A 21,436-nucleotide genomic window follows, 5' to 3' on the forward strand; every position below is an offset into this window, starting at 1 on the left:
CCGGGGGAGGACCGGCCGCCGGACCGTGGTGGTGCGACTCGGGGTCAGGGACGCCGGTCGCGGTCGGGGTCGCGGGTGCCGGACGAGCCCGGGTACCCCTTCTGGTAGAGGTCGTCGACCCCGTCGCTGTCGCCGTAGACGTGGTCGCCCACGGCGATGGCGGTGCCGTCGGCGCGGTCGCGCAGCTCGCTCGGGGCGATGACGCGGGCCAGGTGGAAGCCGGCCACGGTGACGATGGTGCCGAGCGCGATGCCCTCGAGCGAGAAGTTGTCGGTGAGCTGCATCTTGACGTTGCCGACACCGATGATGATGCCCGCGGCGATCGGGACGAGGTTGATCGGGTTGCCGAAGTCGACCCCGTTCTCCTTCCAGATCTTCGCGCCGAGCAGGCCGATCATGCCGTAGAGGACCACGGTGATGCCGCCGAGGACGCCGCCGGGGATGGAGGCCACGAGGGCACCGAACTTGGGCGAGAGGCCGAAGATCAAGGCGGTGATCGCGGCGACGTAGTAGGCCGCCGTGGAGTAGACCCGGGTGGCCGCCATGACGCCGATGTTCTCGGCGTAGGTCGTGGTGGGCGAGCCACCGACGGCCGAGGCGAGCACGGTTCCCAGGCCGTCACCGGCGATGGCGCGGCCCATCATCGGGTCGAGGTCGTGGCCGGTCATCTCGGCGACCGCCTTGACGTGGCCGGTGTTCTCGGCGATGAGCGCGATGACCGCGGGCAGGACGAGGAGGACCGCGGTGAGGGTGAAGCTCGGCGTGTGCCAGCCCACGACCTCCTTGCCGTCGGCGGCGACCATCGTCTGCTGGGGGAAGCCGAACCAGGCGGCCTCGGAGACGCCGCCGGTGTTCCAGCGCAGGTGGCTCGTGGCCTCGGTGGCGCCACCGAGCACGGAGGTGATGTTGCCGACCGTGCTGTCGAGCAGCCAGGACAGCGCGGTGCCGAAGATCAGCGCGAGGAAGACCGCGATGCGGCTGATGAAGCCGCGGAACGCGACCGCCGCCACGATGGTGAAGAGCATCGTCGCGAGGGCGACCCACTGGTCCTGGGGCCAGTAGATGCCGGCCACGACCGGGGCCAGGTTGAAGCCGATGAGCATGACGACGGCACCGGTGACGACGGGCGGCAGCACCTTGTGCAGCACCGACGAGCCGAGGAAGTGGATCGCGACACCGACGGCCGCGAGGACGAGACCGGCGACGAGGATCGCCCCCGTGACCTCGGCCGAGTCACCCCCGTTGGCGCGGATCGCGGCGACACCGCCGACGAAGGAGGCTGAAGTGCCGAGGTAGCTCGGGACCTTGCCCTGGACGACGAGCAGGAACGCGATGGTCGCGATGCCGCTCATCATGATCGCGAGCTGGGGGTTGAGCCCCATGATGAGGGGGAAGACGAACGTCGCGCCGAACATGGCGACGACGTGCTGGGCACCCAGGCCCACCGTCTTTCCCCACGAGAGGCGCTCGTCGGGCGCCACCACTTCGTCGGGTCCGAGCGTGCGCCCGTCCCCCTTCAGCTTCCAGCCCAATCCGAGCGCCATGAGGGTGCCTCTCTCCGGGGGACCGCGGCCGGGGCCGCGGTGACAGGGGCCCGCGCCATCGGTGACGCGGATCACGAGTCCGTGATACACGGACGCTAGTGACGCTGTCAGGCGACACCCTCGGCAGGATGTGACAGCCGGAACGGGGTTCTGTTGTCAGGGTTCGCGAGTGCGCTCAGATGCCGCGCATCTGGTGGATCCGCAGGGCCAGGGCCAGCGTCAGCCGCAGCTGCGGGTCGCTCGTGAAGGGGCCGAGCATCCGCTCGAGCTTGGCGATCCGGTACCGCAGCGTGTTGTAGTGGAAGAACAGCTGTCGGGCGGTCTCGGCGACGTTGAGGTTGGTGTCGATGAGCACCGACAGGGTGTTGCGCAGGTCCTCGTTCTCGGGGGAGTCGTCGGTGGCGAGCTCGCGCAGGCTCTCCTCGACGAAGCGGCGCAGGTCGGCGCCGTCGGGCACGAGGGCGAGCAGGCGGTAGATGCCCAGACCGTCGAAGTGCGTGAGGGCCGACTCGCCGTACATCTGGCGCCCGACGTGCACGGCCTTGAGCGCCTCGTCGTAGGCGGTGGGCAGGTCGGCGACGGTGCGGATGGGGCGCGACACCCCCGTGGAGAAGGTGCGCCGGCCGCCGCCCCCGTCACCGCGCACGACCTTGGCGATCTCGCCGACGGTGCGCATCACGGTGTCGTTCTCCGAGGCGAGGTCGACGGGCAGCAGGGCCACGACCTCCTGGCTGAACCCGGCCACGGGCACCGAGACGTCGCGGGAGCGCACCGCCTGCACCCAGGCCCGGACGAACCGCTCCTGGAGGGAGCGCACCTCCTCGGCCGCGCGGGTGGTGACGGCGTCGTCCTCGTCGGTCTCGGCGACGACGACGACCATCGGGCGGTCGATGTCCCAGCCCAGGGAGGTGGCGTGCGAGACGGCGTCGACCGGGTCGCCGGCGCGGCCGGCGAGGGCGTCGCGGAGGAACTCGGCGCGGTACTTGCCCTCGACCGCGGCGACCGCGGCCTCCTTGGTGATGGCGAGGGCGGCGACCGTGGCCGCCCGCTCGAGCATGTGGACGTCGGTGGGGGTCAGCGGCCGGTCGGGGGAGAAGGCGCCGAGCAGGCCGTGGTCGGAGGAGCCGGCGACGATCTTCACCAGGGCGCGGGTGGTCTCGGGGCCGTCGCCCTCGCGGGGGCCGACCGGCTCGGTCTCGACGACGAGGCGCCCGGTGCGGTCGAAGCAGGGCAGGGCCTGGACGCGCTCGACCTCGGCGTCGCTGCCGGCCATGGCGAGGACGCGACCGTCGGTGGTCGTGACGACCGCGGCACCACCGAAGAATCCCGCCACCGACTCGCACAGCTCGGTCACGGACCCGCCCGCGAGCACGATCCGGACGAGCACGCGGTGCACCTCGTCCTCGCGCTGGAGGAGGGCGGCCTGGTGCTCGACGAGGGCCTCGAGGACCGCGGCACGCTCGGTGGGGTCCTCGGGCAGCGGCCCGAGGGGCAGGGCGGAGGCGAGGCCGGACCGACGACCGGTCGATGGCAAGGTCTGTGCGTCGTCAGGCCGATCGTTGTCAACAATGACCATCCGGTCACTCTAACCCCCTCGCTAGCGTCGCCGTATGCCGTCCTCCGTCCCGCGGGCCGCCCTCCCGGCCGCCGCGTCCACCCTCAGCGCGGGGGTGCTGTGGGCCGGGGCGCGCCAGGCGGTCGTCCTCGGGTCGCACCGGCTGGGGCTCTACCTCGACGTCGACGGCACGGTCCTGCCGGTCGTCCCGTCCGATGCCGTCGCCCTCCCGACGGCCCTGCGCCTGGGGGCCCGTTCGACCTCGCTGCCGGCCACCGACCTGCCGTGGGGGCTCGAGGCGGGGGACCGGGTGCTCGTCGGCGGAGGACGCGTGGTGCTGCCCGTCGGCGAAGTCGTCGTCGTGCGCACCTGGCGGCCCGCGCGGGTGCGCCGAGTGGCGCCCGGCGCCGCCTGCCGGGGCGACCGTGCCGTGGTCGACGCCCTCCTCGCCGAGGCCGCATCGGTCTGCGACCCGTGGCTCGCGCCCGCCGTCTCCGCCGTCCTCACCCCCACGACCGGCCGCGAGTGCGGAAACGGTGGCGGGGGCAGCCACTTCCGCACTCACGGCGAGGAGGTGGGGGCTGGCGTCGCCGGGCTGATCGGGCGGGGGCGCGGCCTCACCCCGTCCGGGGACGACGCGCTCGCCGGTGCGCTGCTCGTGGCCCACGCCCTGCGCGTCTCGCGACCGCTGGCCACCGCCGTCCGGTCGCGGCTGCACGCCACCACCGCCGTCTCCGGCGCCCTCCTCGGGGCCGCGGGCGACGGGTTCGCCGCCCGGCCCGTCGTCGCGCTCGTCGACGCCGCCGTGGTCGGCCACGTCGAGGCCACCGCCCGCACGCTGCCGGAGGTCGTCGCCATCGGGCACACCTCGGGGCGTGACCTCGTGACCGGCGTCCTCGCCGCACTGCGGGCCCTCGGCCCTGCGACCGTCGGCCCAACCCTCTCCACCACCTCGAGCCCCACCCAGACCCCCACCGGACGGAGTGCCGCATGACGACCCACGTCGAGCTGAGACGAGGTGCCTACCACGACTCGGTGAGCCTGATGCAGGTGTCGCGGGCGGTCGCCGCGACGCCGGGAGTCGTGGCCGCCCAGGTGGCGATGGCCACCGAGCTCAACGTCGAGGTGCTGCGCTCGATGGGCTTCGACGTCCCGGACGGGGCCGGCGCCAACGACCTCGTCGTCGCGCTGCGCACCGAGTCGGACGACTCGGTCGAGGTCGGGCTGGCAGCCGTCGCCACGGCCCTCGCCGACCTGCGGGCCACCAAGGACACCGGCGGGGGTGAGGACGTCGTCGCCCCCCGCACGCTCGGCTCGGCCGCGGCCCGCGGTGGCGCGAACCTCGCCGTCATCTCCGTCCCCGGACAGCACGCCGTGACCGAGGCGTTCGACGCGATCTCCTCCGGCCTGTCGGTGATGTTGTTCTCCGACAACGTCTCCGTCGATGACGAGGTCCGACTCAAGGACGCCGCGGCCGCTGCCGACGTGCTCGTCATGGGCCCCGACTGCGGCACCGCCCACGTCGGTGGGGTCGCCCTCGGGTTCGCCAACGTCGTGCGCCCCGGCTCGGTCGGCGTCGTCGCGGCGTCGGGCACCGGTGCCCAGCAGGTCATGTGCCTCCTCGACGCGGCGGGCGTCGGCATCAGCCACGTCCTCGGTGTCGGGGGCCGCGACCTCAAGGAGGCCGTGGGTGGCCGGTCGACGAAGCAGGCGCTGCGCGCGCTCGCCGACGACCCGGCGACCGAGTCGGTCCTCGTCGTCTCGAAGCCGCCCGCTGACAGCGTGCTCGCCGAGGTCGACGCCTACGCGGCCGAGCTCGGGCTCGCCGTGCACTGGGCCGTCCTCGGCGCGGGCCGCCCCGACCTCACCGCGGCCGTCGAGTCCTTCCTCTCGGCGCAGGGCCAGGACGTGCCGGAGTGGCCCGTGGTGATCGCCGCCCCTGAGCCGGACGGGCTGGCCCACGGCGCCGCACTGCGCGGCCTCTTCTGCGGTGGCACCCTCGCCGACGAGGCGATGACGGTCGCCGAGGCCGAGCTGGGCGGCATCCGGAGCAACATCGCGCACGACCCGTCGCTCGACCTCGGGCCCGACCTGCGCGACGCCTCGCACGTCGTCATCGACTTCGGCGACGACGGGATGACCCGCGGCCGCGCCCACCCGATGATCGACCCCACCCTGCGGATGGAGCGGATCACCGCCGAGGCCTCGGACCCGACGTGCGGCGTCCTCCTCCTCGACCTCGTCCTGGGCCACGGCGCCCACGCCGACCCCGCGGGCGAGCTGGCCGACGCCATCCGCACGGCGCGGGAGACCGCCCACGCCGACGGCCGCGCGCTTCCGGTCGTGGTGTCGCTCACCGGGACCGACGCCGACCCCCAGGGTCGCGCCCGGTGCTCCGACCTGCTCGCCGAGGCGGGCGCCTCCGTCTTCCTGTCCAACGGCGCCGCCACCCGGCACGCCCTGACGCTGCTGAAGGACGCCCGATGAGCGAGCAGTCCCGCCCCCTCCACGGTCTCCTCGAGGCCGACCCCGTCGTCGCGACCGCCGGGGTCTCGCTCCTCGCGGACGCCCTGCGCGACCAGGCGGTGCCGGTCACCGAGACCGAGTGGCAGCCGCCGATGGCCGGCACCGAGGGCGACCTCGCGCGCGTCATGGGCGACGCCCGACGTGTCGAGGCCAACCGGCTCGCGTTCGAGCGGATGACGGCCGCCGAGGCTGTGCTCACCGACGTCGTCCCGGCGTCCGATGCCCTCGGCCTCGAGCGCGGCACCTTCCTCCACGCGGGCCCGCCGCTGGAGTGGGACCGCGCGTCCGGTCCGATGAAGGGCGCGCTCATCGGCGCCGTCCTGTTCGAGGGCCTGGCCAACACCGCCGAGGACGCCGAGAAGCGCCTCGCTGCAGGCGAGTTCGACCTCGAGCCGTGCCACCACCGTGGGGCGGTCGGGCCGATGGCCGGTGTCGTCAGCCCGTCGATGTGGGTCTACGCCCTGCGCGACGACGTGCACGGCAACGAGTCGTGGTGCTCCCTCAACGAGGGCCTGGGCAAGGTCCTGCGCTACGGCGCGTACGGCCCCGAGGTCATCGACCGGCTGCACTGGATGACGCGCGTGCTCGGCCCGATCCTGTCGCAGGCGGTCCGCTCCACCGGGCCGATCGACATCCGCGCCATCGTCGCCCAGATGCTCCAGATGGGCGACGAGGGGCACAACCGCAACCGCGCCGGCTCCCTCATGCTGCTGCGCGAGCTGCTCCCCGGGATGATCACGGCCGACGCCTCGTCCTTCGACGTCGCCGAGGCGGTGCGCTTCTCCGGCGCCAACGAGCACTTCTTCCTCAACCTCGGGATGCCGGCCTGCAAGCTGGCCACCCGTGCGGCAGAGGGGATCCCGGGCTCCACGGTCGTCACGACGATGGCCCGCAACGGCACCGACTTCGGCATCCGCGTCTCCGGCACCGGCGACCAGTGGTTCACGGGTCCGGCGAACACGCCCGAGGGGCTCTTCCTCGGCGAGTACGGCCCGGAGGACGCGAACCCCGACATCGGCGACTCGGCGATCACCGAGACCGGCGGCATCGGCGGGTTCGCGATGGCGGCGGCCCCGGCGATCGTGAAGTTCGTGGGCGGCGACGTGCCGTTCGCGCTGCGCGCCACCCGCACGATGTACGAGGTCACCACCGGCGAGCACCCGATCTACCAGGTGCCCGTGCTCGGCTTCCGCGGCACCCCGACCGGCATCGACGTCACCAAGGTCGTGCGCACCGGCATCCTCCCGCAGATCAACACGGGCATGGCCGGCCGCGTCGCCGGCACGGGTCAGGTCGGCGCCGGCCTCGTCACCCCGCCGCAGGAGTGCTTCACCGCCGCCATCGCCGCCATCGCCGCCGCCACCTGACGCCCGGGAACCTTTGGGGCTCCCGGCCGTTGGGCTGGGTGACAGGGGTTGGTCCCCGGAGCGCGACTGGCTGAGCGCACCGGGGACCCTCCATGTCCGGGCCGGGAGGCCGCGGACGGGTGCCCCGGGCAGCGAACCTCCCGTGAAAGGATCTGGGCGTGGCAGCGACGACTCTCGACGGCAAGGCGATCCTCGGCACGATCAAGGACGAGCTGCGCGCCCGCGTGGCCGCCCTGGCCGAACACGGCGTCGTCCCCGGCCTGGGAACCGTGCTCGTCGGGGACGACCCCGGCAGCCAGTGGTACGTCGGCGCGAAGCACAAGGACTGCGCCGAGATCGGCATCCACAGCATCCGCCGCGACCTGCCCGCCGGCACCTCGCAGGAGGACGTCCTCGCCGTCGTGCGCGAGCTCAACGCCGACCCCTCGTGCACCGGCTTCATCGTCCAGCAGCCGACCGGGCTCGACGAGAACGCGATCCTCTCGGCGGTCGACCCCGCCAAGGACGTCGACGGCCTGCACCCCACGAACCTCGGCTGGCTCGTCCTCGGCGAGAAGGCGCCCCTGCCGTGCACGCCGGTCGGCTGCATCGAGCTGCTGCGCCGCTACGACGTGCCGATCGCCGGCGCGAAGGTCGTCGTCGTGGGCCGCGGCATCACCGTCGGCCGCCCGCTCGGCCTCATCCTCACCCGCCGTTCGGAGAACGCCACGGTCACGTTGTGCCACACCGGGACCCGCGACCTCGCGGCCGAGGTGCGCCAGGCCGACATCGTCGTCGCGGCCGCCGGGGTCCCCGGGATCGTCACCGCCGACATGGTCAAGCCGGGTGCGGCCGTCCTCGACGTCGGTGTGAGCCGCGTGGTCGAGGAGGGCAGCGGGAAGTCCGTCGTCGCCGGTGACGTCCACCCCGACGTCTGGGACGTCGCCGGCTTCGTCAGCCCGAACCCCGGCGGGGTCGGTCCGATGACGCGCGCCATGCTCCTGTCCAACGTCGTCGAGGCGGCCGAGCGACAGGTCACTGGGGCAGGCACCTGATGGCGGGTGCCAGCCCGACCATGACCCGGGTCTGGAAGGTCGTCCCGCTCGTCTCCCTCGTGGCGCTCGCCGCCACCTGGGGCCGCGACATCAACATCGCCGTGGTCCTCCTCATCGCCGTACTGCTCGCGGCGGCCGTGCTGGCCGCCGTCCACCACGCCGAGGTCGTCGCCCACCGGGTGGGGGAGCCGTTCGGCTCCCTCGTGCTCGCGGTGTCGGTGACCGTCATCGAGGTCTCGCTCATCGTCACCCTCATGCTCTCCGGCGGTGAGGAGGCGGCCACCCTCGCGCGTGACACCGTCTTCGCTGCGGTGATGATCACCGTCAACGGGATCATGGGCCTCTCGCTCCTGCTGGGGGCGCGTCGGTTCAACTTCGTCCACTTCAACGCCGAGGGCACCGGTGGTGCGCTGGCCACCGTGGCAGCGCTGGCGGGGCTCTGCCTCGTCCTCCCCACGGTGACCACGGGCGAGGCCGGGCCCGAGTTCACGGGCGGCCAGCTGACCTTCGCGGCCCTGGCGTCCTTGTCCCTCTACGCGGCGTTCGTCGTCACCCAGACCGTCCGGCACCGCGACTTCTTCCTCCCCGTCACCGACCAGGGCAAGCCCCTCACCGAGGACGACCACGCCGACCCGCCCACCGACCGCGAGGCGCTCACCTCCCTGGGGCTGCTCCTGCTCTCGCTCGTCGCCGTCGTCGGGCTGGCGAAGATCGAGTCCCCGGCGATCGAGTCCACCGTGCTCGCCGCCGGCCTGCCGGTGTCGTTCGTCGGCGTCGTCATCGCCCTGCTCGTCCTGCTCCCGGAGACGATCGCCGCGGCCAACGCCGCGCGCCGCGAGCGGATCCAGACCTCGCTCAACCTCGCGATGGGCTCGGCGATGGCGAGCATCGGCCTGACCATCCCGACCCTGGCGGTCGCGTCGATCTGGGTCCCGACGCCCCTGCACCTCGGCCTCGGGGCGACCCAGATCGTGCTGCTCGGCATCACGATGGTCGTCGCGGTCCTCACGGTCGTGCCGGGTCGGGCCACCCGCCTGCAGGGGTCGGTGCACCTCACCCTGCTCGCCGCGTTCCTCTACTTCTCGATGGCGCCGTAGCCCTCTCCTGAGGGTGCCCTGAGCAGGCAAAACATCGTTCGGACCGGTTTTCGTCGAAACCGTTGCGCGGCCCTCCCCCGTGACCGTACGTTGACCCCGCGGCGCGTCGCGTCGGCTGCCGCGAGTCGCGGCACAGTCGCACTTCAAGTGGGGGACCACCAAGCATGAGACCACGCCGTCACGCCCTTCGAGCCCTGGTCCTCGTGGCCGTCGTGACGGGGCTCTCGACGAGCCCCGCCGTCGCCGCGCAGCACACCGTCGCCCCCCGGGCGGCCACCGCCGCGCAGGCGCTGCCGTCGCTGGCGGCGGCCACCGAGCCGGCCGGCTACGTGCCGCTGTCGCCCGCGCGCCTGCTCGACACCCGGTCCACCGGGGCCACGGTCGACGGCGTCGGCAAGGGCGGCGGGACGGTCAAGGGCGGCACCCCCCGCGCGGTCCAGGTGACCGGTCGCGGCGGCATCCCCTCGTCGGGCGTCTCCGCGGTCGTCCTCAACGTCACGGCGGTCAAGCCGAGCGCGAGCACCTTCGTCACGGTCTACCCCGACGGCGAGACGCGCCCCAACACCTCCAACCTCAACATCGTCGCCGGGTCGGTCACGCCGAACCTCGTGGTGACGAAGGTCGGCTCGAACGGCAAGGTGGCGTTCTTCGTCAACGCCGGCGCGAGCGACGTCCTCGCCGATGTCGCGGGCTACTTCCCGGCCGGCGGCTCGTTCGTGCCGCTGTCCCCGGCCCGCCTCATGGACACTCGGTCCACCGGCGCGACCATCGACGGCCAGGGCAAGGGCGGTGGCGCCATCGCGCAGAACGGCACCCGTACCCTCACGGTCGGAGGGCGCTACGGCATCCCCACCACCGGCGTGGAGTCCGTGGTCCTCAACGTCACCGGCGTGGCCCCCACGGCGGGGACCTTCCTCACCGTGTGGCCCGCGGGTGCGACCCGGCCGACGACGTCGAACCTCAACCTCAAGAAGGGTGAGGTCCGCCCGAACCTCGTCGTGGTCAAGCTGGGCACCGCCGCGGCCGTGTCGTTCTTCAACAGCATGGGCTCGGTCAACGTCCTCGCCGACGTCGCCGGGTACATCCCCACGGGCACCACGTTCCACTCGCTGACCCCGGGCCGCCTGCTCGACACCCGCTCCACGGGTGCGACGGTCGACGGCCAGGGCAAGGGCGCCGGCGCGCTCGGCGCCGGCGGTGTCGTCGACGTGCAGGTCACCGGCCGCTACGGCATCCCGTCCTCGGGCGTGCGCTCGGTCATCCTCAACGTCACCGGTGTGGCTCCCACGAGCACCACCTTCGTCACTGCCTACCCGACGGGCGAGGCACCGCCGAACGCGTCGAACCTCAACCTGATCACCGGTGAGGTGCGGCCCAACCTCGTCATCGCCAAGGTCGGCACCGGCGGCAAGGTGCGCCTGCGTAACAACGCGGGCAGCACCCACCTCCTCGCCGACGTCGCGGGCTACTTCGTCGCCCCGACCTCAAGCACGCCGGCCCAGCTGTCGGGCACCGTCACGGATGCCGGGGGCACGCACCAGCCGCTCGCCGGAGTCGACGTGCAGGCCGCTCTCGACGGCACCGACGAGTCCGAGATCGCCACCACCGACGTCGACGGCCACTACGAGTTCACCGGCCTCACCGCCGGTGAGTACACCGTGTGCTTCGACGCGGCCCAGGCAACCGGCGGCTCGAAGGACGCCGCCGGCTACATCCGCATCTGCCACGGCCAGACGAGTGACAGCGACCCGCCGACCCCCGTCACGGTCACCACGAACGGGAGCACGGTCGTCGACCAGGCCCTGACCGCCGGTGCGTCGATCGCGGGCAAGGTCACCCAGGTGACCACCAACTCGCCGCTGCGCGAGGTCATGGTCAACGTGTACAACACGTCGTCGGGCGATGACTCCGGGAACTTCGGGGACAACGTCTTCACCGGCACCGACGGCACGTTCGTCGCCAAGGGGCTCATCCCGGGCGACTACACCCTGTGCTTCGACGCGACGGACGCACTTGGCGGGAACAGCGACGCGACCGGGTACATCAACGAGTGCTACCAGGACGTCACCGAGTTCATCAACCAGATCGAGACTCCCGTCACGGTGGTCTCGGGTCAGGTCAAGACCGGCGTCAACGCCTCGCTCGCCCGCGGCGCGGCCCTGAAGGGCACGGTCAAGGAGGACGGCACCAACAAGCCCCTCGAGGGCGTGTCCGTCTACAGCGAACACCGCTTCCCCGATCCCGACAACCAGCCCTGGTACCGCGAGGAGTACCCGTACGCGACGACGGACGCGTCCGGGAACTGGGTGATGAAGGGCCTGATGCCGGGTCAGTTCACCGTCTGCTTCGATGGTCAGGAGGCGACCGGCGGCACCTCCGACGCCACGGGCTACGTCCCCGAATGCCACCTCAACACCAAGACGGGGGTCCCCGAGGACAACACTCCCGTGTCGGTGAGCATCGGCGCTGCGACCACCGTTGACGCCGGGCTCGCTCGCGCCGGCGCCATCGCGGGAAAGGTCGTCCAGGACGGTGGCTCCACGCCGCTGGCCGACGTCTCGATCTCCGTGTACTCAGCCACGACCGACTCCTTCGGCGGGACCCAGACGGCGTCGGACGGTACCTACATCGTCCGTGGGCTGGCTCCCGGCACCGACTACGAGATCTGCTTCATGGGCGCTGACGCCACCGGCGGCACCAGCACCACCGGATACGGTCTCGAGTGCTACAACGACGGGACGCCGACGGACGTCCCCGTCACGGCGGGGGTGACGTCCACGGCCAACGCGGGACTCGCCATTGCGGGGGCGATCAAGGGCCGCGTCACGGACTCTGTGGGTGGGGCCGGGGTGGCGTCTGCTGATGTCATTCTCTACGACCCCGTGTCGGGGAACTCCTACACAGCCACCGGAGAGGACGGCAGCTACGAGTTCAAGGGTCTTGACGCAGGCAGTGACTACATCGTCTGCGTCGACACCTACTCGGCCGAGGGAGCCAGCACGACCGGCTACGTCCCCGAGTGCTTCGACAACCAGCCCTACACGGACCTCGACCCGGTCGGGACGGCAGTCTCCGTGAGCACCGGCGTGGCGACGACCGTGAACCTCTCTCTCGCTCGTGGGGCGGCCATCGCCGGCAAGGTCTCCGACGGGAGCGGGGGCGCCGGGCTCGGTGACGTCTACATCACCGTCCTGTCGCCCACCAGCGAGTACTACGACGTCACGGCGGACGACGGCACCTACCGCGTGTCCGGGCTGCCGGCGGGCACGCAGTACGTCGTGTGCTTCGACGGGTCGGGCGCCACCGGTGCCAGTCTGAACGGGTACGACAGCGAGTGCTACAACGACAAGCCGTTCGACTCGCAGGACCCGTCGCTGAACAAGGTGACCACCACGGCCGGGAACGCGACGACGGTCAACGCGGCCCTGGCTCGCCTCTGACCGAGCACCCCGCACGACGAACGGCCCGGCCCCGCAAGGGGACCGGGCCGTTCGGTGTCGTGGGGCTCAGATGAGGCCGAGGCCCTTGACGGCGTCGCGCTCCTCGGCGAGCTCGGCCACGGAGGCGTCGATCTTCCCGCGCGAGAAGTCGTCGATGTCCAGGCCCTGCACGATCGACCACTGGCCGCCCGAGACGGTGACGGGGAAGGAGGAGATGAGCCCCTCCTGCACGCCGTACGAGCCGTCGGAGCGCACGGCCATCGAGACCCAGTCGCCCTCGGCCGTGCCCTGCACCCAGGTGCGGGCGTGGTCGATGGTCGCCGACGCCGCGGAGGCCGCCGACGACGCGCCACGCGCCTCGATGATGGCCGCGCCGCGCTTGGCGACGGTGGGGATGAAGGTGTTCGCCAGCCAGTCCTGGTCGCCCACGGCCTCGGCGGCGTTGCGGCCGCCGACCTCGGCGTGGAACAGGTCGGGGTACTGCGTGGCTGAGTGGTTGCCCCAGATCGTCATCTTGCGGATCTCGGTGACCGGCACGCCCAGCTTCGCGGCGAGCTGCGAGATCGCGCGGTTGTGGTCGAGGCGGGTGAGGGCCGAGAAGCGCTCGGTGGGGATGTCGGGGGCGTTGCTCATCGCGATGAGGGCGTTGGTGTTCGCCGGGTTGCCGGTGACGGTGATGCGGACGTCGTCGGCCGCGACCTCGTTGAGCGCCTTGCCCTGCGGGGCGAAGATGCCGCCGTTGGCCTCGAGGAGGTCACCGCGCTCCATCCCGGGACCGCGCGGGCGGGCGCCGACGAGGAGGGCGTGGTTGACGCCGTCGAAGACCTTCGTGGCGTCGTCGCCGATCTGCACGCCGGCGAGCGTGGGGAAGGCGCAGTCGTCGAGCTCCATGACGACGCCCTCGAGCGCCTTGAGCGCCGGGGTGATCTCGAGGAGGCGCAGCTCGACCGGGGTGTCCGGGCCGAGGAGCGCACCGCTGGCGATCCGGAACAGGAGGCTGTAGCCGATCTGGCCGGCGGCGCCGGTGACGGCGACCTTGACGGGCGTCTGGCTCACGGGGGTACCCCTTCGTACGCGAGGAAATGTGTCGCCTCGACGCTATCAGCGCCACGGCGTGGCGCCGCGGGCGGCCGTGTGGTGGGCTGGCCCGTGTGACGACCCCCACGACCGACGCGACCACGCGCCCGGACCGTCGTCCGATGGTCGCCGCCGTCGTCACCGCGGTCGTCTCGCTGGCCCTCGCCCTCGCCGCCGCGCGCTTTGGGTGGCTCGGCCCGGACGTCGGCCGGGGGAGCGGTTTCTGCGAGGCGCCGAGCGGTGGCTGGGTCGTGCAGCCGGCCAACACGTGGAGCAACCTGGGCTTCGTCGCGGCTGGCTTGGCCGTGGCGGCGTACGCCGCCGACCGGGTCCGGCTCGGGGTGACGATGGGTGCGCACCCGGGGCTCGCGCTCACCTACGCCGTGGTGGTGGTCCTCCTCGGACCCGGCTCGATGGCGATGCACGCCACCCAGACCCAGCTCGGCGGCCAGCTCGACCTGCTGAGCATGTTCCTCGTGTCGGGCTTCGCCCTGGCCTACGCCGTGATGCGGCTGCTGCGCCGCGGTCCGGGCCTGTTCGCCGTGCTCTTCCCGGTGCTGGTCCTCGTGGGGATGGTCGTGCTCCTCACCGGTGGCCGCGTGCCGCTCGTGCGCCACTCGGGCAACGCCGCGTTCGCCGTGATGATCCTGCTCGCCGTGGTGGTGGAGATCGTCCTGTGGCGCCGTCGCGACCCGAAGCAGGACGCGGCGTTCGGGGTGGCGTCCGTCGTCGTCCTCCTCGTGGCGTACACGGTGTGGCAGTTCGGCCGTCGCGGTCACCCGTGGTGCGAGCCCGAGTCGCTCCTGCAGTGGCACGGGCTCTGGCACGTCCTGTGCGCCGTGGCCGCGTACCTGCTCTTCCGCCACGACGTCGCCGAGCGGGCCGCGGCCCGCTGACGTCCGGTCAGCGAGGGGCGTCGGGGTCGACGCCCTCGGCGACGCGCACGTCCTCGATCTCGATCTCGCCGGCGATGTCGCGGTCGCGACGGTCGACGCCAGTGATGAGGTGGAAGGTCGCCCCGGCGATGGCCGCACCGACGATCGGTGCCAGCCAGAACAGCCACAGCTGCCCGGGGGCGCCGTCGCCGTTGAAGAAGGCCACGCCCGTGGAGCGTGCCGGGTTCACCGAGGTGTTCGAGATCGGGATGGAGATGAGGTGGATCAGCGTGAGCGACAGGCCGATCGCGATGGGGGCGAAGCCCTGGGGCGCCCGCGAGTCGGTGGCGCCGAGGATGACGTAGACGAACACGGCCGTGAGGATCGCCTCGGCGACGAACACGGCGACGAGCCCGTACCCGCCGGGGGAGTGCTCGCCGAAGCCGTTGGCCGCGAGGTTGCCGGTGGCGTCGAAACCGCTGCGGCCGCGGGCGATCCCCCACACCGCGAGCCCGCCGAGCAGGCCACCCACCACCTGTGCGCCGACGTACGCAGGCACGTCGCGCCACTCGAAGCGCCGCGCGACGGCGACGCCGATGGTCACGGCCGGGTTGAAGTGCGCGCCCGACACGTGGCCGACGGCGTACGCCATCGTCATCACCGTGAGGCCGAAGGCCAGGGCGACGCCGACGAACCCGATGCCGACCTGCACGGTCTGGCCGGCGACGACGTTGGGGGACAGGAAGACGCCGGCGAAGACCGCGGAACCGCAGCCGCCGAACACGAGCCAGAACGTGCCGAGCAGCTCGGCGCCCAGGCGTTGCACCATCGTGGGGGTGGTCATGGACGTGATTGTGCTCGCCTGCGACCGCCGCGTCACCGGGACTCGCCGCCCTCTTGCGGCTCGGAGGACGTCAGGGGAGTGGCAGGCGGTACACGAGGTCGACGTCGTGGGCGCTGATCCAGACCGCGTCCGCGTCGGCGGCGACGCTCCCGCTGCCGGACTTCGGCCCGTAGCGCGCGACGACCGTGTTCGTCGCGGGGTCGATCTTCGCGACCAGGGCGTCGCTGACCCGTGCCCAGACGAACCCGCCTCCGACGGCGAGGTCGCCGCCCTGCACCGGGCCGCTGTCGACCGTGATCGTGGTGACGACGCGGTTCGTGGCGGGATCCACGCGCGTGACCGTGCCGTCGACGTTGTTCTGCACCCACACCGCTCCCAGGCCCACGGCGAAGAAGCGCGCGCCCTTGCCGGTGGGGATGGTCGCCTCCAGGGCGCTGGTGGCCACGTTGCGCCGGGTGAGCACGCCGTCCTGGGGGTTGGTCAGCCAGAGCGCTCCCTCGCCCGCACGGGCGGCGGCCACGCCGACCTCCACCGGGAGGCGGGCGACCACGGTGTCGGTCGTCGGGTCGACCTTGACGACGGTGCGCTCCCGCCCGAGGGTCACCACCCACACGAAGCCCTCGCCGCTCGCGACCGAGCCCTCCTCCATCACCTCGAGGTCGGGGAGGGCGATGCGCGCCAGCACCTTCCCTGATGTGGGGTCGAGGCGGACGAGCGCGCCCGGGTGGGTGCACACCGCGAGCCAGAGCGAGCCGAACCCCTGGTCCATGGCCGTGCACACGGGGCCGTCCGTGGACACGCGGGCCGACTCGCTCCCGCTGGCCCGGTCGAGCCGCAGGGCCACGTCCACCCCCACGGTGGTCCACGCGTGGCCGTCGACCACCTGGAGCCAGTCGGCGCCCTTGACGGGCAGGGCCTCCCCACCAGCCTCGATGATGTCGGTGGGCTCGGGGAGCGGTGTCACGGAGATCGACGTGGCCGCGGCTGGCGTCGCCGAGCCCACGGGAGAGGTGCGCATCGCCGGTGCGGGAGAGGGCGCCTGGTCGCCCACGATGCCGCAGGCCGCCAACATGGCTCCCGCGACCGCCACCACGGGGACGCGCGCGACCCAGCAGGGTCGAGCGGCGGCCGTCGACGACATGGTGGCCATCGTCCTCCGCGCCGGACCGGGCGGCCATGGCCCGTCCTAGCCAGACCACCATGTCCTTGGCCCGGCCGGGTCCTGGCAACTTCACCCTCACCGGCCCTGCTCGCTTCGCCCGTACTCGCTCAATGGATGTGTCGGCCATTGGCGCGGGACAGAGCACGTCATGCAGGCCCCGGCTCACCACCACTATCGGCTTAAATGGCCGCATCGGAACGCGTGTGTGCGGCGATCATCAACGTCGTACGGGTGCGTCAATCAGTTAGAAATGGATTTTCAAGGTTCGCCTTCTGAATGTACCTGGTCGGCCCGGCAACGGCGACGCTGTGTGCCGGCATGTCTTTCACCACTACGCAATTTGCTCCGATTCGGCAATTGTCACCGATATTGACGTTGCCGATGATCTTGGCGCCCGCGCCGATCAAGCAGTTCTTCCCAATCGTTGGACTGCCGAAATTCGACGAGCCGCGGATGTTGTTGGATCCTATGGTGACCTGTTGATAAATGACACAGCCAGTGCCTATCGCGGCACCATTGGAGATGAAGACTCCCAGAAGGCTGTGAGGCAGAATGGGGATGCCATCGATAACCGCTTTGTGCCCAATCCAACTTCCGTATCGAAGAAGTCGGCGCTCGAAACAGTCGAGCAGAACTCTTTGCATCAGCCCTTCGGGCATCGTCGAAAGGCGACGTTTTGTGGCCCAGACGCCTCCGCCTATCGTCACTACGAAGCGATAGAGGAGAATGGAGATGACTTTCACGAAAAGTGTTGACAGCTTCATGCTTTCCTTGGGTCGCTCTTGGTCCGAGGCCGTAATGCCTCGCCTGGGCGGCGAAACGAGTCCCCAAGAATCTGAACCCGAGCGAGGGTGAAGCCGGCCCACTGCGAGGTCCTCTAGGTGGCGGACCGGTTGTGTGAGGGTGGCCCACCACGATCACTCGCGGGCCGGTGCGGTGCAACCCCACGGTTGAGGATCGCACAGAGTCCAGGTTTCGAAGCGCGAAGCCACACCGGGGATGCGGATGCGCCGCCTCAGTTCAGCGAATCAATGAGCGCATTGAATGTCGCGGAAGGGCGCATCACGGCGGCCGCCTTGTCACCGTCGGGGCGGTAGTAGCCCCCGATGTCGGCGGGGCTGCCCTGCACGGCGATCAGCTCGGCGTCGATGGTCTCCGAGTCCGCGACCAGCTGCTCGGCGACCGGGGCGAAGATGCCGGCGAGGTCGGCGTCCTCGGTCTGCTTCGCGAGCTCCTCGGCCCAGTAGCGCGCGAGCCAGAAGTGGCTGCCGCGGTTGTCGATCTGCCCGACACGGCGAGCCGGGCCCTTGTTCTCGTTGAGCAGGCGCTCGGTCGCGCGGTCGAGGGCCTCGCCCAGGACGCCGGCCCGGGCGTTGCCGTTCGTCGCCTCGTGGCGGAACGACTCGGCCAGGGCGAGGAACTCGCCGAGGCTGTCCCAGCGCAGGTAGTTCTCCTGCACGAGCTGCTGCACGTGCTTGGGCGCCGACCCGCCGGCGCCGGTCTCGAAGAGGCCGCCACCGTTCATCAGGGGCACGACCGAGAGCATCTTGGCCGAGGTGCCCAGCTCGAGGATCGGGAAGAGGTCGGTGTTGTAGTCGCGCAGCACGTTGCCGGTGACCGAGATGGTGTCCTCGCCGCGGCGGATGCGCTCGACCGAGAGCTTCGCGGCCTCAACCGGGGCGAGGATGCGCAGATCCAGCCCGTCGGTGTCGTGGTCGGCGAGGTAGGTCTCGACCTTGGCGATGAGGTTGCGGTCGTGGGCACGGGTCTCGTCGAGCCAGAAGACCGCCGGGGTCGCGGAGGCGCGGGCGCGGGTGACGGCCAGCTTGACCCAGTCGCGGATCGGGGCGTCCTTGGTCTGGCAGGCGCGCCAGATGTCGCCGGCCGAGACCTCGTGGGACATGACGACCTCACCGGCGGCGTCGACGACCTCGACCCGGCCGTCGGCCTCGATCTCGAAGGTCTTGTCGTGGCTGCCGTACTCCTCGGCCTTCTGCGCCATGAGCCCGACGTTGGGGACCGAGCCCATCGTCGTGGGGTCGTAGGCGCCGTGCTCGCGGCAGTCGTCGATGACGGCCTGGTAGACGCCCGCGTACGAGGAGTCGGGGATCACCGCGAGGGTGTCGGCCTCCTCGCCGTCGGGGCCCCACATGTGGCCCGACGTGCGGATCATCGCCGGCATCGAGGCGTCGACGATGACGTCGCTGGGCACGTGGAGGTTGGTGATCCCCCTGTCGGAGTTCACCATCGCCAGGCGTGGGCCGTCGGCGATGCCGGCCTCGATGGCGGCCTTGATCTCGTCGCCGTTCGGGAGCGCGGAGAGGCCGTCGAGGACGGAGCCGAGTCCGTTGTTGGGCGACAGGCCGGCGGCGGCGAGGTCGGCGCCGTAGCGCTCGAAGACATCGGGGAGGAAGGCGCGCACGACGTGGCCGAAGACGATGGGGTCGCTGACCTTCATCATCGTGGCCTTGAGGTGCACCGAGAACAGGACGTCGTCGGCCTTGGCCTTGGCGACCTGGTCGCGCAGGAAGGCGTCGAGGGCGGCGGCGCGCATCACGGTGGAGTCGACGACCTCGCCCTCGAGGACCGTCAGGCCGTCCTTGAGGACGGTGGTCGTGCCGTCGGCGGCGACGTGGCGGATCGTCAGCGTGTCGTCACCCGCGAGGACGACCGACTGCTCGTTGGAGCGGAAGTCGTCCTGGCCCATCGTCGCGACGGAGGTCTTGCTGTCGGAGGACCAGGCGCCCATCGAGTGGGGGTGACTGCGGGCGTAGTTCTTCACGGCCGCGGGCGCGCGGCGGTCGGAGTTGCCCTCGCGCAGCACGGGGTTCACGGCGCTGCCCTTGACCCTGTCGTAGCGGGCCCGGATGTCGCGGTCCTCGTCGGTCTGCGGGTCGTCCGGGTAGTCGGGGAGGGCGTAGCCCTGCGACTGGAGCTCCTTGACCGCGGCCTTGAGCTGTGGCATCGAGGCCGACACGTTCGGCAGCTTGATGATGTTGGCCTCGGGCGTGGTGGCGAGCTCGCCGAGCTCGGCCAGGTCGTCGCTGATCCGCTGCTCCTCGGTGAGGTGCTCGGGGAACAGCGCGAGGATGCGGCCGGCGAGCGAGATGTCACGCGTCTCGACGTCGACCCCGGCCGAGGAGGCGAAGGCCTGCACCACGGGGAGGAAGGAGTACGTGGCCAGCATCGGGGCCTCGTCGGTGAGGGTGTAGATGATCGTTGCCATGGTCTGCTGCGACGCTCCTCGGTGGTTCGCGGTTATCTTGACGTCAAGACAAACCCTAGCGGAGGACGCGGCGCCGGGATAGGCGGGTGCGGTGTTCCTCCTGCCTTCATCCTCAGGTGCCCAACCGACCTGAGCCCGAAGCTCTGGCTCCGATCGACCGTGCGGCCTCACCGATCACCTTCGGCCCGAAGGCCACCATGGCCGACAGCAGCAAGCCGATGCACCCAGCGCTCAGTGACACGGCGGCGAGTCCCAGCCAGGAGGTCGGCGCGACCACGGACTTCAGTGCGAGTGCACAGCCGAACACCAGAGAGAAGCTGAGCAGTGCTACCCCGATCCCCGGGTAGAACGTGGCTCTGGGGAGCGACAGTTCTTTGCATGGGTAGAGCGGAACGAAGGCCAGGACCAGGAAGAGGTTGGGGACCAAGCTTGACGCGGCAAGGCCGACGAGACCCCAGTCGGTGAAACGAAGGGTCGCGAATGCGAGGCCAACGCTGACGGCGCCGGCCACGATCATGGCAAGGGCGGGCACGCGGACCCTGTTCATCGAGATGTTGAGGTTCGAGACGGGCCACGTGGCTCCCGTGAACACGAGGTGCACCACGCAGAGGATCGAGAGTGCCCGCAAGAGTTCCTCGTCCTCCGAAGGCACCCACAGCCGGAAGAAGTCAAGGGCAACCGCGACGTAGATGCCGATGACGACCGAGGAGATGATCCCCGAGATCTTCTGTGCTCGTTGCACCTCGTGAACCAGTTCTGGCCCGACTCCCAGGGCGAACCGATAGGTCGTAGCGGGGACGAAAACTGCTCCCACCGCCGCTACTAGGCCGGCCACGAAGGTCGGCACGGTGAGGGCAATCGCGAAGTCGCCCGTGGCTCTCGGGCCAAGGAAGACGTTGCACATCAACAACGCCAGCGACGAGAGCATGATCGCCCCTACCTGACGCACCGCATTCCACATCCCCGGTGTCACGACAGCCCGCACGGCGCCCAGGCTGAAAGGAGCGGAGAAGTAGGTGATGCGGGGCAGGAGCTTCCTCGTGAGCGCCCAGTTCATGGCGAGGCTTGCAACCTCCACGGCAGCTGCCACCACCCCGACGTAGATGATGGACGGAGGGAGGATCGAGAACAGCGCGAGGTAGGCGACGACGCGGACGCCGCTGAGGGCAATGTCCGTTGCCGCCCGCAGGTCAAGCCGGTCGCTGGCGAAGGTAGCGATCCCCAGCGTCGAGGCGCCGATACGGATCAATGCCGCAAGGAGAACTAGGCCGAACAAGATCCGGACCTCGTTCAGGGCGTTGGGCGGCACGGTGAGAATGTGCTGGAGGTTCGCAACGAAGAGCGTTGACACCGGAACCAGAGCAAGTGCCAGAGCGAGGTTGACCTTGAAGATCGAGGAGAAGTACGCGTTCGCTTCCCTGGTGTCACCCCTGACGACGGCAACCGTGACGAAGCGAGCTGCCATGGAGTTCAGCGCGATCCCGAGGATGCCGATGTACAGGATGAAGTTGTTGGCCAAGGGGTAGAAGCTGTACGCCTCTTTTCCGACACGAGTCACCAGGAACGGGGTGAGGACGAGCGCGACCAGTGCCGAGGTGCCATAGGAGACGATGTTGGCGGTCAAGGAGATCGTCATTCTCTTGCGGCCCATCAGTGGTCAACTGTCCTGACTTGGCCGTCCACGTGCCG

Annotated in this window: 16 protein-coding genes; 8 read left to right on the plus strand and 8 right to left on the minus strand. The window is 70.9% G+C overall.

What is annotated here, in order from left to right; all coding sequences use genetic code 11:
- Positions 1 to 44 precede the first annotated feature (44 nt).
- Together ACFLFB_RS05465 and ACFLFB_RS05470 are read right to left on the minus strand one after the other, a co-directional pair.
- Complete coding sequence (locus ACFLFB_RS05465) at positions 45 to 1,544, minus strand: uracil-xanthine permease family protein (protein ID WP_392544693.1); 1,500 nt, start codon at positions 1,542 to 1,544, stop codon at positions 45 to 47.
- 175 nt (positions 1,545 to 1,719) lie between these two features.
- A complete protein-coding gene (locus ACFLFB_RS05470; RefSeq protein WP_392544694.1) occupies positions 1,720 to 3,078 on the minus strand; it encodes a PucR family transcriptional regulator in 1,359 nt (452 codons plus the stop codon).
- Between the two features lie 76 nt (positions 3,079 to 3,154).
- Between ACFLFB_RS05470 and ACFLFB_RS05475 the strand changes: the two genes are divergently transcribed.
- From ACFLFB_RS05475 to ACFLFB_RS05500, 6 genes are all read left to right on the plus strand, one after another.
- Entirely contained in the window at positions 3,155 to 4,093 is a 939-nt protein-coding gene (locus ACFLFB_RS05475) for a DUF2877 domain-containing protein (protein ID WP_392544695.1), read from the plus strand.
- Entirely contained in the window at positions 4,090 to 5,586 is a 1,497-nt protein-coding gene (locus ACFLFB_RS05480) for an FdrA family protein (RefSeq protein WP_392544696.1), read from the plus strand. Before ACFLFB_RS05475 ends, ACFLFB_RS05480 begins: the two co-directional genes overlap by 4 nt.
- On the plus strand, positions 5,583 to 6,992 hold the full coding sequence (locus tag ACFLFB_RS05485) for a DUF1116 domain-containing protein (protein ID WP_392544697.1): 1,410 nt from the start codon (positions 5,583 to 5,585) through the stop codon (positions 6,990 to 6,992). The genes ACFLFB_RS05480 and ACFLFB_RS05485 overlap by 4 nt, the downstream gene beginning before the upstream one ends.
- A 158-nt stretch (positions 6,993 to 7,150) precedes the next feature.
- Entirely contained in the window at positions 7,151 to 8,026 is an 876-nt protein-coding gene (locus ACFLFB_RS05490) for a bifunctional methylenetetrahydrofolate dehydrogenase/methenyltetrahydrofolate cyclohydrolase (protein ID WP_392544698.1), read from the plus strand.
- A gap of 20 nt (positions 8,027 to 8,046) precedes the next feature.
- Positions 8,047 to 9,123 (plus strand): calcium:proton antiporter, encoded by a 1,077-nt coding sequence (locus tag ACFLFB_RS05495; protein WP_392544699.1) that lies wholly within the window; start codon positions 8,047 to 8,049, stop codon positions 9,121 to 9,123.
- A 164-nt stretch (positions 9,124 to 9,287) separates the two neighbouring features.
- On the plus strand, positions 9,288 to 12,563 hold the full coding sequence (locus ACFLFB_RS05500; protein WP_392544700.1) for a collagen binding domain-containing protein: 3,276 nt from the start codon (positions 9,288 to 9,290) through the stop codon (positions 12,561 to 12,563).
- A 66-nt stretch (positions 12,564 to 12,629) separates the two neighbouring features.
- On the opposite strand, the gene ACFLFB_RS05505 is transcribed toward ACFLFB_RS05500, so the two are convergent.
- Entirely contained in the window at positions 12,630 to 13,619 is a 990-nt protein-coding gene (locus ACFLFB_RS05505) for a malate dehydrogenase (RefSeq protein WP_392544701.1), read from the minus strand.
- 143 nt (positions 13,620 to 13,762) lie between these two features.
- Between ACFLFB_RS05505 and ACFLFB_RS05510 the strand changes: the two genes are divergently transcribed.
- On the plus strand, positions 13,763 to 14,536 hold the full coding sequence (locus ACFLFB_RS05510) for a ceramidase domain-containing protein (protein ID WP_392544702.1): 774 nt from the start codon (positions 13,763 to 13,765) through the stop codon (positions 14,534 to 14,536).
- A 7-nt stretch (positions 14,537 to 14,543) separates the two neighbouring features.
- Here the strand turns inward: ACFLFB_RS05510 and aqpZ are convergent, their stop codons facing one another.
- Complete coding sequence (gene aqpZ, locus ACFLFB_RS05515; protein WP_392544703.1) at positions 14,544 to 15,359, minus strand: aquaporin Z; 816 nt, start codon at positions 15,357 to 15,359, stop codon at positions 14,544 to 14,546.
- A 70-nt stretch (positions 15,360 to 15,429) separates the two neighbouring features.
- Positions 15,430 to 16,323, minus strand: a complete 894-nt coding sequence (locus ACFLFB_RS05520; RefSeq protein WP_392544704.1) for a hypothetical protein — start codon at positions 16,321 to 16,323, stop codon at positions 15,430 to 15,432.
- Between the two features lie 10 nt (positions 16,324 to 16,333).
- On the opposite strand from ACFLFB_RS05520, the gene ACFLFB_RS05525 reads away from it, so the two are divergent.
- Positions 16,334 to 16,549, plus strand: coding sequence for a hypothetical protein (locus tag ACFLFB_RS05525; RefSeq protein WP_392544705.1), 216 nt, complete (start codon positions 16,334 to 16,336; stop codon positions 16,547 to 16,549).
- Positions 16,550 to 16,757: 208 nt separating this feature from the next.
- On the opposite strand, the gene ACFLFB_RS05530 is transcribed toward ACFLFB_RS05525, so the two are convergent.
- The 3 genes from ACFLFB_RS05530 to ACFLFB_RS05540 form a co-directional block, all read right to left on the minus strand.
- Positions 16,758 to 17,285 carry a serine acetyltransferase gene (locus ACFLFB_RS05530; RefSeq protein ID WP_392544706.1) on the minus strand — a complete coding sequence of 176 codons (528 nt, stop codon included), beginning with the start codon at positions 17,283 to 17,285 and terminating at the stop codon, positions 16,758 to 16,760.
- A 251-nt stretch (positions 17,286 to 17,536) separates the two neighbouring features.
- Positions 17,537 to 19,747: an NADP-dependent isocitrate dehydrogenase gene (locus ACFLFB_RS05535; RefSeq protein ID WP_392544707.1), complete on the minus strand. Its 2,211-nt coding sequence runs from the start codon at positions 19,745 to 19,747 to the stop codon at positions 17,537 to 17,539.
- A gap of 112 nt (positions 19,748 to 19,859) precedes the next feature.
- Positions 19,860 to 21,398 (minus strand): lipopolysaccharide biosynthesis protein, encoded by a 1,539-nt coding sequence (locus ACFLFB_RS05540; protein ID WP_392544708.1) that lies wholly within the window; start codon positions 21,396 to 21,398, stop codon positions 19,860 to 19,862.
- Between the last annotated feature and the right edge of the window lie 38 nt (positions 21,399 to 21,436).

This window comes from Oryzobacter telluris, assembly GCF_043099285.1.
GTDB classification, from domain to species: Bacteria; Actinomycetota; Actinomycetes; order Actinomycetales; family Dermatophilaceae; genus Oryzobacter; species Oryzobacter telluris.

Excerpts from the sequence above, each read along its gene's own strand:
- ACFLFB_RS05465 (WP_392544693.1), bottom strand. The coding sequence starts at position 1,544 with ATGGCGCTCGGATTGGGCTGGAAGCTGAAGGGGGACGGGCGCACGCTC.
- ACFLFB_RS05535 (WP_392544707.1), bottom strand. The coding sequence starts at position 19,747 with ATGGCAACGATCATCTACACCCTCACCGACGAGGCCCCGATGCTGGCC.
- ACFLFB_RS05500 (WP_392544700.1), top strand. The coding sequence starts at position 9,288 with ATGAGACCACGCCGTCACGCCCTTCGAGCCCTGGTCCTCGTGGCCGTC.
- ACFLFB_RS05480 (WP_392544696.1), top strand. The coding sequence starts at position 4,090 with ATGACGACCCACGTCGAGCTGAGACGAGGTGCCTACCACGACTCGGTG.
- ACFLFB_RS05495 (WP_392544699.1), top strand. The coding sequence starts at position 8,047 with ATGACCCGGGTCTGGAAGGTCGTCCCGCTCGTCTCCCTCGTGGCGCTC.
- ACFLFB_RS05540 (WP_392544708.1), bottom strand. The coding sequence starts at position 21,398 with ATGGGCCGCAAGAGAATGACGATCTCCTTGACCGCCAACATCGTCTCC.
- ACFLFB_RS05510 (WP_392544702.1), top strand. The coding sequence starts at position 13,763 with ATGGTCGCCGCCGTCGTCACCGCGGTCGTCTCGCTGGCCCTCGCCCTC.
- ACFLFB_RS05485 (WP_392544697.1), top strand. The coding sequence starts at position 5,583 with ATGAGCGAGCAGTCCCGCCCCCTCCACGGTCTCCTCGAGGCCGACCCC.
- ACFLFB_RS05530 (WP_392544706.1), bottom strand. The coding sequence starts at position 17,285 with ATGAAGCTGTCAACACTTTTCGTGAAAGTCATCTCCATTCTCCTCTAT.
- aqpZ (WP_392544703.1), bottom strand. The coding sequence starts at position 15,359 with ATGACCACCCCCACGATGGTGCAACGCCTGGGCGCCGAGCTGCTCGGC.
- ACFLFB_RS05475 (WP_392544695.1), top strand. The coding sequence starts at position 3,155 with ATGCCGTCCTCCGTCCCGCGGGCCGCCCTCCCGGCCGCCGCGTCCACC.